We start from the raw sequence: 12882 nt of genomic DNA, 5'->3' as shown, positions 1-12882 counted from the left end.
GGTTTTCTAAATGTCAGCAAATGCACAGAAAACCAAAACCGTAGAACGATACAACTGGCTTGAGCGCTGGACACACACGTTCCACGCCATCGCTATGCTGGTTTTAATCTTTACAGGTCTGGCCATTTACTTCGGCTGGGGAGAGATTATCTCGTTCCATAACGCGCGCATTTTGCACATGATTATGGTTCCCGTCCTGATTTTGACCAACTGGTGTTTGGTTCCGTACGGAATCCTTTCCCACGGATGGCAGGAAGGCGGTGTCAAGGGTGTCATCAACCACTTCTACTACAGTTACATCTTCAACAAGGAAGATTACTATCGTTTGAAGGGCATGGTTCTCAATTTCTTCGGAAAGCAAGAGAAGTATCCTGAATTTACGGTCTACAACAAAGCCACCGGCCACTACAAGACAAAACTTCACCCGATGTTTAAAATTTTCATCGTTGTTGAAGGTATGTGTATCTTCTTGATCTTCATTACCGGAATCGTCCTTTACAAGGTTGACTGGAATATTGTCGGAATCCCGATCGCTCACTGGCTGACGATCATCTTCGGCTGGATTTCACCGATTCTGAACATGAACGGTCTTGAATTCGCCCGCTGGCTCCACTTGGCGCTCACATACTTCTTTATCTTTGAATTGATTTGCCACGCGTTCATTTTGGAATTCGATACCAAAGTGTTCAAGTACTGGAGATCGATTTTCATCGACGGTAAAGAATATTTGGACAGCCCGGTTGTTCAGGTCATCGACGAAGAAGAACATCATTAAGTTTTGAAATGAAAAGGAAAATTTAAGGAAACCCTCTGTTTCCTTTTCTTTTCTTCTTTTTTTACTTTAATTCGATTTCATTTTTGTCTGTTGCTGTTTTATTTGTTTTATTTTGTTTTATTTTGTTTTGTTTCATCCCGAGATCAATCTTTAAAAACATGGTTCGGATTTTGATTTTTTTGAAAAATTATGCGGCTCGCGCGCGGAAGACGGCGGCAGAGGCAGAAGCAGAGCTGCAAATCGGCAACTGTATTAACGAAAACCTGAAGGTAGCAGCAGCAACGAAAACCTGAAGGTAACAACAGCAACGGAAACCTGAAGGCAGCAGCAACGGAAACCTGAAGGTAACAACAGCAACGGAAACCCGAAGGTAGCAGCAGCAACGGAAACCTGAAGGCAGCAGCAACGGAAACCTGAAGGTAGCAGCAGCAACGGAAACCTGAAGGCAGCAGCAACGGAAACTTGAAGGTAACAACAGCAACGGAAACCTGAAGGTAGCAGCAGCAACGGAAACCTGAAGGTAGCAGCAGCAACGGAAACCTGAAGGTAGCAGCAGCAACGGAAACCTGAAGGTAGCAGCAGCAACGGAAACCTGAAGGTAGCAGCAGCAACGGAAACCTGAAGGTAATCTGTGCCCACGCTCGCGTAGCGAGCGGATGTGATGAGAATGAGATGATACATATGGAACGCATGCAGTTGGTACAGATGATGGCAGCAGCAGATGACAGCAGAAACAGATGACAGCAGAAGCAGGTGGCAGCAGAAGCAAGTGGCAGCAGAAGCAGATGGCAGCAGAAGCAGATGACGGCAGAAGCAGATGGCAGCAGAAGCAGGCGGCAGCAGAAGCAGGCGGCAGCAGAAGCAGGCGGCAGCAGAAGCAGGCGGCAGCAGAAGCAGGCGGCAGCAGAAGCAAGTGGCAGCAGAAGCAGATGACAGCAAAAGCAGATGACAGCAAAAAAATAGTAAAAACAAATACATTAAAAATGCTGTTTGCAGTTAATTGAAATCATTGGGACGAATCTCCAACTCCTCCTTTTGCTCGCTACGCTCACAAAACTCGTCGTTGGAGGTGGTTGTTTCGGTTTTTCTTTAATTTTTCCGAACCGAAACATCGTTTTTGTCAATGTTAAAGAAAACCGAACCCCGTTTTTTGAATGAATTTTCGAGCCCTTTTCTTTTTTCATGGTTTTATCGGGGGTTCGGGTTTGAAAAGTTTATGAAAACCGATGTTTGGGTTTGAAATCAGTCCGTTTCTCAAAAAACTCGGATGAAAACATTCTGACATTTCTTTTTTTCGGTTTTTCAGATTTAGAAGACCTTTTATACAATATTGTCAATCTCTTTTCCATTGAATTCTTTTACAAAAAATCAGCATTCACATCAATAATTTCCATTCCATTCAAAATAATTTCAATTCAATTTAAAATAATTTCAATCCAATTCAAAATAATTTCAATTCAAAATATGATTTAAAAACCGGCGGATAATTATGGCGCTTTCAAAAACAATTCGGATCATGGGCTGCGGCAATTTATGGATGGGTGACGACGGTGTCGGCATTCATACGGTTGAAAAAATGACGGTGATGAAAGAAAAACTGGCGGCCGGGGTTTCGTTGTCCGATCCGGTCTTTTCGGATTTTCCGGCCGACGCTTTACCTTATCTTTCCGAAGTCGATATCATGGACGCCGGCGTTTCCGGCTTGGATATGCTTTGCTTTTTGGAAGGTTTTGATAAAATCATTATCATTGACGCTTTGAAAAGCGACCAAAACCTCGGCGCAATTTTAAAAATCAAAGGCGAAGATTTGCTGGACGGCGAAGGCGTCGGAAGAATGATGTCGTCCCATGATGTTTCCGTTCCAACGGTTCTCGGAATCGCGCGCGAAGTTCAAGGTTTGCCCGAAATCGTTGTTTACGGCGTTGAAATTCAAAAACATCCGGATGAAGTGAATTTGACGACCGAAATGAGCCCCGCCGTTGAAGCGGCAATTGACCGCGTTATTTCTTTGGTGCTTCAAGAAATCCGAAAAGAAGCGGCGGAATGATTGTTTTTTGGTTCTGATATTTTCAATATTTCAATAATTTCATATTTCAATAATTTCATATTTCAATAATTTCATATTTCAATAATTTCATATTTCAATAATTTCATATTTCAATATTTTCAATATCCTCCGACTGTTTTAATATTCCCGGAATGAATTGTTAAAAAACTAAATTTGTGACAGACAGGGCTTCAGATATGGTTTCAGCGGTTTACAAAAAAATTCTGATTAAAGGCGTCGTTCAAGGCGTCGGCTTCCGGCCTTTTGTTTATCGGACAGCATATGCCAATCACATTTCAGGATCCGTTGTCAATTTGGGAAACATGGTTCAGATTCTCGCTTCAGGAACCGCCGAAAACATGAATTCTTTTTTATCTGATTTAACCGCCAAGAACCCGCCGCTTTCAAGAATTGATGAATTGGACATCACGAATGAAAATTTCAGCGGTACCGATTTCTTTTCAGACGAATTTTTGATTTTAGAAAGCGCCGAGGGTGAGTCCGGCAACTCCATTATTCCGCCGGACACAGCTGTCTGCAGCGATTGTTTGGCTGAAATGCAGACAAAAGAAAACCGACGTCACTTGTATCCGTTTACGGTGTGCACAAACTGCGGCCCGCGCTACACAACTGTCCGCAGGCTTCCGTATGACCGGAAAAATACGGTGATGGACACGTTCCCGCTTTGTGAGGACTGCCTGGCAGAATATACAAATGTCAATGACCGCCGTTATCATGCGCAGCCGACTTGCTGCCCGAAATGCGGGCCGATTCATACGTTTGAACAGGCAGTTGAATCTGAAATCGAATCAAAAACGGAAACAAGTTCCATCACAGAAGCGGATCCTAAAAACTCTCATATTCAAAGAAACACAGTTGTTTTGGCTTCCGGAAACGAGGCTTTGAAAAATGCCGCAAAAGCAATCGATGACGGTTTTATTGTCGCCCTCAAAGGGGACGGCGGTTTCCATCTCGTCTGTGACGCTCATAACGAAGAGGCTGTCCGTCTTTTGCGCAGCCGGCTGAAACGTCCGGCACAGCCGTTTGCCGTCATGGTTCGAAACATTGCCGCCGCCGAAAAAAACGCGGAAATCCGGCACGATGAAGGAAAAGAATGTTCTTTTCTTGAAAATGTGCGCCGTCCGATTCTTATTTGCAACAAATCCTGTTCTTATGCATTGGCGCCGTCGACAGCCCCGAAACTTCATAATCTCGGTATTATGCTCCCGTATTCTGCCGCACATTTTGTTTTATTCAATTATTTGAAAACAGATGTTTTTGTGATGACATCGGCCAATCTTCCGGGACTCCCGATGGTGATTGACAACGACGATGCCTTTTTCAAACTTTCCGGTGTCGCCGATTATTTCTTATTCCATAACCGGACCGTTCAGAACAGAACCGATGACACAGTGATTCGTTTTGTCAGCGGCGCGCCCGTTTTTTTGCGCCGCTCGCGCGGTTTTGTTCCCGAAAGAATTTGTCTGCCGTTTTCCGTTTCCCAAGGAATTGCAGGCGTCGGCGCCGAAATGAACAACACGCTGTCATTTTCAAAGGACGGAAACATTTTTTTGTCACAGTATATCGGAAATACCAAACATTTGCAGACAGCGGCTTATCACGCCGAAGCGTTTGAAACACTTCAAAAGCTGACGGGCATTTCTCCCGAAGTTGTTGTTTGCGACATGCATCCTGATTTTAATACAACCAAATTCGCAGAAGATTATGTCGCTTATGCCGCCGAAAACAATGCCGAACTGATTCGGGTTCAGCATCATCACGCGCATATTTGTTCCGTGATGGCGGACAACGGTCTTCCGATTGATTCGTCGGTCATCGGTATTGCGCTTGACGGCGTTGGTTACGGTGACGACAATACGGTTTGGGGCGGCGAAATTTTAAAATGCGCTTACACAAATTATGAACGCCTTTCATCTCTTGCGCCGCAGCCGATGGCCGGCGGCGACCTGGCAACCAAATATCCGTCGCGTTTGGTTTTCGGCATGCTTTATCCGTACGTTTTAGACGGAACGCTTTCGGAAGACGATTTGCTGTCTTTGAATCTTTATTTCCCGCGGGGTGCCGCTGAAGCAAAAATCGTTTTATCGCAATTGAAAAACGATTTCAACGTTGCCGTTTCCAGCAGTTCGGGGCGCGTTTTGGATGCTGCCGCCGCAATGCTGGGACTTTGCAGTGAACGGACTTACGACGGCGAGCCGGCAATGGTTCTAGAATCGGCGGCTTATTACGGTTTACGGGAAAACCCTGATTTGAGTTACTTTAAGCTTGAAACAAAGGGAATCAATGTTGTTGATCCCAATGACGCTTCTGTTTCTATACGAACCGTTTTGGATACAAGTGCGCTTCTTTTCGATCTTTATTCGGAAATTCAAAAAGAAAATTCAAATTTAAATTCAAATTCAAACGCTTCAAAATTTTCAAAGAATGAGCTGGCGGCAATGTTTGTTCACGCTTTTGCCGAAGGTATCGGCCGTTTGGCTTTAAAGCATGTTTCCGAAACCGGAATTCATTCTGTTTGCGTTTCAGGCGGCGTTGCAAATAACGATTACATCATTTCCGTCCTGGCAGAAACATTGAAAGCAAACGACGTTGATTTAATGACACACAAAAACCTGCCGCCCGGCGACGGCTGCATTTCCCACGGCCAAGTTGCATCGGCTGCGGCGCGATTATTGATGAATAAAAATGAACTTCGGGAATAAGCTTTAAATATAATTGTTATGATTATACGGTTGCTTATTGCATTTTTAATTATAATGTGAGATTAACCCTCGCTTTGCGAGGGTTGTCGAGTGGTCAAAGGCGCCGGACTTAAGATCCGGTTCCGAAGGGATTCGTGGGTTCAACTCCCACCCCTCGCACTAAACAATGACAACAGGGTTGATCCGAGATAAGCAAACATTTAAGGCACAGCCGACCACGCTGTGCCTTTTTTTATTTATTTTCAGTAATCCGCCGTTCTTCTTCTATTTTATTTTTTCGATTTTTAAAATTTTGAAATGTTTTTAAGTTAAGCCTGATTCTGTTTCTGATGTCTAAAAATATCGGAGGCAAATCATATGAAAAAAGATGCAATTCGACAGCTTAAAGACCATTTTGATAAAATCAGCCGGCAATTGCCTGAAGAGGACGTTGAATTCTGGTTTGCGCGCGATTTAATGAAACCGTTAGGTTATTCGCGTTGGGAAAATTTTAAAATTGTTGTCGGGAAAGCGGCAGAATCTTGTAAAACAGCGGGTGTTGACCCGAACGACCATTTTCGTGACGTCACGAAAATGGTCCGAATCGGCAGCAAAACAGAACGCCCCATTGAAGATTTCATGCTTACCCGATACGCTTGTTATTTGGTTGCTCAAAACGGGGACCCGCGAAAGGAAAACATTGCTTTTGCACAGAGTTATTTTGCGGTTCAAACCCGAAAACAAGAGTTAATTGAAGAACGAATGAAACTGCAAACCCGGATGAATGTCAGAGAAAAGCTTCGCGAATCTGAAAAAACGCTGTCGCAAAACATTTATGACCGCGGTGTTGACGAGGTCGGTTTCGGACGGATCCGGTCTGCGGGCGATGCGGCGCTTTTCGGCGGAAATACAACACAAATCATGAAAGCGAAATACGGTATTATCCAAACGCGGCCTTTGGCGGATTTTCTGCCGGCTTTAACAATTGCCGCAAAAAATCTTGCGACGGAAATGACAAATTACAATGTTTTGCAGGAAGACCTTCAAGGAGAATCCTCTATTACTTCCGAGCATATTCAAAACAACGAAGGTGTCCGCGATATGCTCGGTCAGCGCGGCATCAAGCCCGAAGATCTTCCTCCCGAAGAAGACATTAAAAAATCAGAACGCAAAGTTAAAGCAGAACGCAAAAAACTTGAAAAAGAATCCGGAAAATTGCCGGAACGATAAGAAAATATGTTATTATGGATGAATATGTTTCTTCCGAAATGTATCTGATCCATCTGCTGTTGTTGTTGTTTTATGGTCCCGCTCTTTAACCATTTTCGTGACGCCACGAAAATGGTCGGGACAATTTTCTGATTATTTGATTTATCGCTTGCTGTTGTTTTATGGGTCTGATCTTTGACCATTTTCGCGGTGTCACGCAAATGGTCGAAAGAGTTTCTGATTATTTGTTTTTGTCGCCTGTTGTTGTTTTATGATCCGGTCTTTGACCATTTTCGCGGCGCCACGAAAATGGTCGGGATAATTTTCTGATTATTTGTTTTTGTCGCCTGTTGTTGTTTTATGGGTCTGATCTTTGACCATTTTCGCGGCGTCACGCAAATGGTCGAAAGAGTTTCTGGTTATTTGATTTTGCCGCTTGTTTCTGCTTTATGGATCTGATCTTTGACCATTTTCGTGATGTCACGAAATTGGTCGGGCAAGAGCTTCTGACTAATTCGATTTGTCGCCTGTTCTGTTTTATGGCTTGATCTTTGACCATTTTCGTGGTGTCACGAAATTGGTCGGGCAAGAGTTTCTGATTATTTAATTTGTCGCCTGTTTCTGTTTTATGGTCCGGTCTTTGACCATTTTCGTGGTGTCACGAAATTGGTCTGAAAAGAGTTTCTGACTATTTGATTTGTCGCCTGTTTCTGTTTTATGGTCCGGCCTTTGACCATTTTCGTGGTGTCACGAAATTGGTCTGAAAAGAGTTTCCGATTATTTGATTTGTCGCCTGTTTCTGTTTTATGGTCCGGTCTTTGACCATTTTCGTGGTGTCACGAAATTGGTCTGAAAAGAGTTTCCGATTATTCGATTTGTCGTCTGTTGCTGTTTTATGAATCCATCCTTTGACCATTTTCGTGACGTCACGAAAATGGTCGGGAAAAATTGCTGATATAATCTCTCTGAATATTTTTGTTTATTTGGTTGTTTATTTTGGCTGTTTATTTCGATTTGCTTACTTTGATTCCTACCAGGTTTCCGTACCAAGTTTCCATACCAAGTTTCCATACAAGTTTCCATTATCATTTTTCATTTTTATCGTTTTTATTTCATAACTTCTTGAATTATTTAAAAACATTTATCCGCTTTTGTTTCTCATTTCATTTTGGTGTTAAAATGAGTTCCAAAACAAATCCAAAATCTCAATCCGAATTCAATTTCCTGTCCGACAACCGCGGAATTTCTCCTGTTGTCGGCGTTTTGCTCCTTTTGGCAATCACTGTCGTGATGGCCGGCTACTTGGCAACAGAAGTGTTAAGCTACGAATTCCAAACGCCGTCCCAGCCGGTGAGCTTGAATGCCCGCATCGAGTCCGTCAATGTCAGCGGAACCGATTACACTGTCATCCGGCTGGAACATGCCGGCGGCGCCCCGCTTCAAATGTCTCAAATACGGGTTTTGCTGAATCAGTCCGAATCGGATTTATCTTATTATTCCGGTGAAACTTTCAAGATTGGAGAATCCGTTGCCGTTTGCGGAATCGGAAGCAGCAAAACCGCAGTTTTGGCTTATCCTGTTTCGGGAAGCACAAAAAAGCCGTCTCAAAATGTTTTAAAAACCGGCGAATCGGCGGAATTGATTGTGATTGATGCTTCAAATAATCAAATCCTTTTCAAAAAAGTAATTTACAACTGATGTTTTAATCAGATTTCCATTTATTCTATATTATATATATTTTTGAAAAAAACAAAATCGACTAACTTTTTTCACGGTTAGTTATTTATAGAATTATTCTGGTTCTAAAATTAGTTTCGATTATACGAATTTTATTCTACTCAGTTAAACTTTATAGGGGTGTTTAAAATAACTCAACATGGTGAAAATCAATTAAACATTTACACAGCTCAAAACAACACGGAGTTTGTTGTTGAAAGTGTTCCGGATGCCGCTTTACTTTCTTGCCTTGGCATTTACCCGAAATCCGTCATCCGAAAAAGCCATTGCTATAAGCTGGGCGGACCGGTCATTCTGCATCTTTCTTCCCGAAAAGTTGCTGTCGGCAAAGATCTGGCATCACAGATTATCGTTCGGGAGGCTGAATGATTCATGGGATGCCATGACCTTCAAGAAGACCCGAAAATTCTGGGTTTTCAAAATAAAGTTTTGTTAATGGGCAGCCCGAATGTCGGAAAAAGCGTTTTCTTTTCCGCATTAACCGGCATTCATGTTGTCAGTTCCAATTATGCCGGAACAACCGTCAGCTACATGGAAGGAAAAATGGAGCTCGGCGGCCGGTCTTATTCTTTAATCGATGTTCCCGGAACATACACAATGTCCGCCAATTCTGAAGCGGAAGCAATCGCCGTCCGATTCGCGCAATCCGGCCCGGAAGCGGTTCTTTTTGTTTTAGACGCTACAAATCTGGAAGGCGGCCTTCGTTTGGCATTGGAATTAAAAGAATATAACCTTCCGACTGTTTACGCTTTGAACATGACCGACGTTGCTGAAAGAAAAGGCATTCATATTAATGTTTCACTTCTCTCCCAAAAATTGGGCGGGCCGGTTATTCCCACGGTTGCCGTCAAAAAAGACGGATTCGATGAATTAAAAACCGTTTTGGAAGAAACGCTTCAAAAAGGAAGCTCTTCTCAGGAGTCTTCCTGCGGCTGTAACTGCGATTGCTCCGGTTCTTCTGCTTCATCTTTCCCGGATTCATCTTCTCCCAGTTCTTCCGGTTCTTCTTCTTCCGATTCATCTTCTTCCGATTCGTCTTCTTCCGCTTCATCTTCAAATTCATGCGGTGCATCGTGTTCGGATGAAGAAAAAAGTGAACGATATGTTCAATATTGGGAACAAGCCAAAACGCTTGCCAAAGAAGTAACGGAAACAAAAGAAGTCAAACCCGGCTTTTTAGACCGCCTCGGCGACAAAATGGTTAAGCCGTGGCCGGGAATTCCGATTGCGATTTTTGTTATCGTTCTCTCTCTCGGAATTGTTGTGGGCGCCGGAAAAGCATTACGTGCCGCGCTCATTCTGCCGCTGATTAACAATATCATTGTTCCATTTTTCCAAAATCTTTTCACAAGCTTCATTCCCGAAGGCATTCTGCTGAATGTGCTCGTCGGCGAATACGGTATTTTTGTAATCAGTTTCGAATGGATTTTAGGACTCGTTATTCCGTATGTTATTATTTTCCAGTTCGTTTTCACGTTCCTTGAAGACTGCGGTTATTTGCCGCGCATTTCAGTTCTCTTTGACAACATTATGCGAAAATTAGGTGTTCAGGGCGGCAGTTTGATTAATATTATGCTGGCTTTCGGCTGCGCTGTTCCCGCAATCATCGGAACGCGCTCGGCAACCACGAAAAAAGAGCGTTTAATGGTAACGACCATGATTTGCTTTTCCGTTCCGTGTATTTCTCAAATGAGCGTTTTAATCGCGATGACATCCGATTATTCGATGAGTTTGTTCGCGGCGGTTTTGATTTCGGCTTTCATTATCTTCATCTCGGTTGCGCTTCTTGCAAACAAAGTTTTCAAAGGCAAAGTCGATCCGCTTGTGATTGAAGTGCCGAATCTGCTGATGCCGAACCGGAAAGCCTATTTCAAAAAGCTTTGGATCCGTATCAAACAATTCATTTGGGAAGCGGAAGGGCCGATGCTTTTGGCCGTTTTTATCGCGGCGATTTTCAAAGAAACGGGAATGCTTGATCTTTTGGCTGTCTGGCTGGAGCCTTTTATGGTCGGCTGGCTCGGACTGCCGGGCGAAGCCGTCATGGCTCTGATTTTAGGCATTGTCCGCCGCGAAATGTCCGTTGCGCCGCTTCTGATGCTTCATTTAAGCGGTTTTCAAATGTACATCGGCGCGATTATCTCGCTGCTTTATCTGCCGTGCCTTTCGGTTTTCGGTATTCTGGCAAAAGAATTCAATGCGAAAACGGCGGTCGGAATTGTTTTATTGACAACGGTTTCGGCGCTGTTTGTGGGCGGTGTGATTAATCATGTCGGATCATTCATATTCGCATTGATTTGATTTAATCGGAAGGTTCGGATACTTTGAAGATATTCTGAATATTTTTAATTATCCGAATCTGCAAACATTCAATTTTAATTTTATTAAAATTGCTGAAATTTAAAAACGTTTTATTTGTTCAAATTTGTGAGGTTTATAATCTTCTTAGATATTATTTTATATCTTTACAGGGTTTGGTATGTCAATGAAGTATATTAATTGGACACAAAAAACAGAGCGGATTGCCTGCAAACATCCGTTTATTTTCAAAATCACAACAGCTTATTATCGAAGTATGGTCAGGCGCGAAATAAAATACGCGGGCATTACATCCGATGATCACGTTTTATGTATCGGCGGCGGCCCGTGTCCGTACAGTGCGCTTTTGATTCATTCCATGACCGGCGCGAAAGTCACGGTTGTTGACAATGATGAAGCCAGCGTACGCTGTTCTAAAAGACTTTTAAAACGCAAAGGCGTTGAAAAATACATTTCCGTTGTTCTTCAGGACGGCGAATGTCTGGACGCTTCGAATTTTTCCGTGATTCATATCGCTGCCCAGATTACTCCCAAAGAAAAAGTTTTCAATGCCGTTTGGGAAAAAGCTGATGAGGGAAGTCTGATTTTAATGCGCCTTCCGAAACATAAGTTAAGAAAACTTTATGTTCATCATGATTCTCATGATTCTCATGATTCTTCTTCGTTCATCTACGAAGATGTTTCCCCGCGGGAAAAAGTCAAACACGGCTTGTTTGCAAACGTCGGTTCAACGTCGATTTATGTTAAGTGACTGCCGTAAAGTGTTTTAATCCGATTTTACATTCAATGATTGAAAATGAACAGGAAACAATTTTTCAAAATTATTTTGTGGATTATCATTCTTCTGCTTTTTGCAGTTCTTCTTCGCTCCATGAATCTTTCGGAAATCATAGACAGTTTGAAATCCATCACCCTGCCGCTTTTGCTGCTGCTTGCGGGCCTTCAGCTTTTGACGCAGCTTCTGCTCAATTACCAGTGGTGCCATATCGCAGGCGCGATGGGTTTGAAGGCAAAGTTCTGGAAAATGTTTTACATCAATTGCAAGGGGACGCTTACAGAAGCGATTACGCCCGGCGCGAAAGTCGGCGGGGAAGTTGTCCGCGGGTATTTGTTTAAATCCGAATTCGGCTGTTCAACGGCAGACGCGGCTTCTTTGGTTGCGATTCAAAAAATCATCAGCGTCGGTTCATTGATTCTTCTGAATTTGATCGCGCTTCTCTTTTTACCGGCGTCCGTTTCGTTTTTAACCCCTGTTTTGAAAATTGTTTTGTTCCTGGTTATGGCGGCCGTTTTGATTTTGTTCATCCTTTTGCTGTTCCGCCCGCAAATTCTGTCAGACAAACTCGCTTCTTATGATTTCAAGCGCCCGATTCTGCAAAAACTGCAGAAAGGATTGATTGAATTTTCGGAACACGCACAAAAAATCAGAAACGGAAAAACTCTTTTGTTTCAGCTCGCCTTATCCGTTTTCATCTGGGCGCTGTTCCCGTTTAAGCTGGCAATATTGGCCGGCCGGTACCAAAGCGGCATCAGCCCATTGGCGATATTGGGCGCGACGCTGACGGCTTATTTCATTGCCATGATTCCGGTTTCTCCCGGCGGCCTGGGCGTTTTTGAAGTCACGCTCTCAAGCCTGTTGATTATGTTCGGCCTGACATCGGAGCAGGCGGTCATCACGGCGGTCGTCTTCAGATTCTTTACGTTCTGGTTCGTTATTTTGTACAGCCTGGCTGTCATTTTCTTTTATGACGTTTATCACAAAATTAAGAAAAGCCGGGCCGAAAAAAAGCAGTCGGTTTCGGTTCAGTCCGTTTCCGACTCTTAATTGATCTTTTTAATATCGGCATTTGTTTTAATTCATTTTATTCGATTATTTGTTTCTTGATTGTTTTTTATTTGCTTTGATTTATTGAATTCAGTTTTTTGATTGTTTTTTATTTCTTTTTATTTATCTCGAATTCAGTTTCCTGATTGTTTTTTATTTTTTTTGATTTCTTTTGAATTCAGTTTTTTGATTGTTTTTCTTTGTTTTTGATTTCTTTTGAATTCAGTTTTTTGATTCAATAAAGAAAATAAAAAATTCCGACTGCCGTTAT

Annotated in this window: 11 protein-coding genes and 1 tRNA gene; 11 read left to right on the top strand and 1 reads right to left on the bottom strand. The window is 42.9% G+C overall.

Annotation, left to right across the window (positions count from 1 at the left end; translation table 11 throughout):
- The first annotated feature begins 10 nt into the window (after positions 1–10).
- Entirely contained in the window at positions 11–775 is a 765-nt protein-coding gene (locus MmiAt1_RS01225; protein WP_318785087.1) for a cytochrome B, read from the top strand.
- 252 nt (positions 776–1027) lie between these two features.
- On the opposite strand, the gene MmiAt1_RS01220 is transcribed toward MmiAt1_RS01225, so the two are convergent.
- On the bottom strand, positions 1028–1456 hold the full coding sequence (locus MmiAt1_RS01220) for a hypothetical protein (RefSeq protein ID WP_318785086.1): 429 nt from the start codon (positions 1454–1456) through the stop codon (positions 1028–1030).
- A gap of 56 nt (positions 1457–1512) precedes the next feature.
- On the opposite strand from MmiAt1_RS01220, the gene MmiAt1_RS01215 reads away from it, so the two are divergent.
- The 10 genes from MmiAt1_RS01215 to MmiAt1_RS01170 all read left to right on the top strand — a co-directional run bounded on the left by MmiAt1_RS01215 (position 1513) and on the right by MmiAt1_RS01170 (position 12611).
- Entirely contained in the window at positions 1513–1779 is a 267-nt protein-coding gene (locus MmiAt1_RS01215; protein WP_318785085.1) for a hypothetical protein, read from the top strand.
- A 485-nt stretch (positions 1780–2264) separates the two neighbouring features.
- Complete coding sequence (locus tag MmiAt1_RS01210) at positions 2265–2822, top strand: hydrogenase maturation protease (protein ID WP_318785084.1); 558 nt, start codon at positions 2265–2267, stop codon at positions 2820–2822.
- Between the two features lie 197 nt (positions 2823–3019).
- Positions 3020–5545, top strand: a complete 2526-nt coding sequence (gene hypF, locus MmiAt1_RS01205) for a carbamoyltransferase HypF (RefSeq protein WP_318785083.1) — start codon at positions 3020–3022, stop codon at positions 5543–5545.
- 76 nt (positions 5546–5621) lie between these two features.
- Positions 5622–5704 (top strand) — tRNA-Leu (locus MmiAt1_RS01200).
- A 198-nt stretch (positions 5705–5902) separates the two neighbouring features.
- Positions 5903–6754: a DNA damage-inducible protein D gene (gene dinD / locus MmiAt1_RS01195; RefSeq protein WP_318785082.1), complete on the top strand. Its 852-nt coding sequence runs from the start codon at positions 5903–5905 to the stop codon at positions 6752–6754.
- A 1158-nt stretch (positions 6755–7912) separates the two neighbouring features.
- Positions 7913–8431 carry a type IV pilin N-terminal domain-containing protein gene (locus MmiAt1_RS01190; protein WP_318785081.1) on the top strand — a complete coding sequence of 173 codons (519 nt, stop codon included), beginning with the start codon at positions 7913–7915 and terminating at the stop codon, positions 8429–8431.
- A gap of 159 nt (positions 8432–8590) precedes the next feature.
- Positions 8591–8839 carry a FeoA family protein gene (locus MmiAt1_RS01185; RefSeq protein WP_318785080.1) on the top strand — a complete coding sequence of 83 codons (249 nt, stop codon included), beginning with the start codon at positions 8591–8593 and terminating at the stop codon, positions 8837–8839.
- A 3-nt stretch (positions 8840–8842) separates the two neighbouring features.
- Positions 8843–10768 carry a ferrous iron transport protein B gene (gene feoB / locus MmiAt1_RS01180; protein ID WP_318785079.1) on the top strand — a complete coding sequence of 642 codons (1926 nt, stop codon included), beginning with the start codon at positions 8843–8845 and terminating at the stop codon, positions 10766–10768.
- A gap of 178 nt (positions 10769–10946) precedes the next feature.
- Positions 10947–11537, top strand: a complete 591-nt coding sequence (locus MmiAt1_RS01175) for an SAM-dependent methyltransferase (RefSeq protein ID WP_318785078.1) — start codon at positions 10947–10949, stop codon at positions 11535–11537.
- A 75-nt stretch (positions 11538–11612) separates the two neighbouring features.
- Complete coding sequence (locus MmiAt1_RS01170) at positions 11613–12611, top strand: lysylphosphatidylglycerol synthase transmembrane domain-containing protein (protein WP_318785077.1); 999 nt, start codon at positions 11613–11615, stop codon at positions 12609–12611.
- Positions 12612–12882: the final 271 nt, after the last annotated feature.

Source organism: Methanimicrococcus hacksteinii (genome assembly GCF_032714515.1).
In the GTDB taxonomy this organism is placed as follows: domain Archaea; phylum Halobacteriota; class Methanosarcinia; order Methanosarcinales; family Methanosarcinaceae; genus Methanimicrococcus; species Methanimicrococcus hacksteinii.
This window is presented reverse-complemented; position numbering and strand designations above follow the sequence as displayed.

Coding starts and splice junctions, on each gene's coding strand:
- hypF (WP_318785083.1), top strand. CDS start 3,020: ATGGTTTCAGCGGTTTACAAAAAAATTCTGATTAAAGGCGTCGTTCAA.
- MmiAt1_RS01190 (WP_318785081.1), top strand. CDS start 7,913: ATGAGTTCCAAAACAAATCCAAAATCTCAATCCGAATTCAATTTCCTG.
- MmiAt1_RS01210 (WP_318785084.1), top strand. CDS start 2,265: ATGGCGCTTTCAAAAACAATTCGGATCATGGGCTGCGGCAATTTATGG.
- feoB (WP_318785079.1), top strand. CDS start 8,843: ATGGGATGCCATGACCTTCAAGAAGACCCGAAAATTCTGGGTTTTCAA.
- MmiAt1_RS01225 (WP_318785087.1), top strand. CDS start 11: ATGTCAGCAAATGCACAGAAAACCAAAACCGTAGAACGATACAACTGG.
- MmiAt1_RS01175 (WP_318785078.1), top strand. CDS start 10,947: ATGTCAATGAAGTATATTAATTGGACACAAAAAACAGAGCGGATTGCC.
- dinD (WP_318785082.1), top strand. CDS start 5,903: ATGAAAAAAGATGCAATTCGACAGCTTAAAGACCATTTTGATAAAATC.
- MmiAt1_RS01220 (WP_318785086.1), bottom strand. CDS start 1,456: ATGTATCATCTCATTCTCATCACATCCGCTCGCTACGCGAGCGTGGGC.
- MmiAt1_RS01215 (WP_318785085.1), top strand. CDS start 1,513: ATGACAGCAGAAGCAGGTGGCAGCAGAAGCAAGTGGCAGCAGAAGCAG.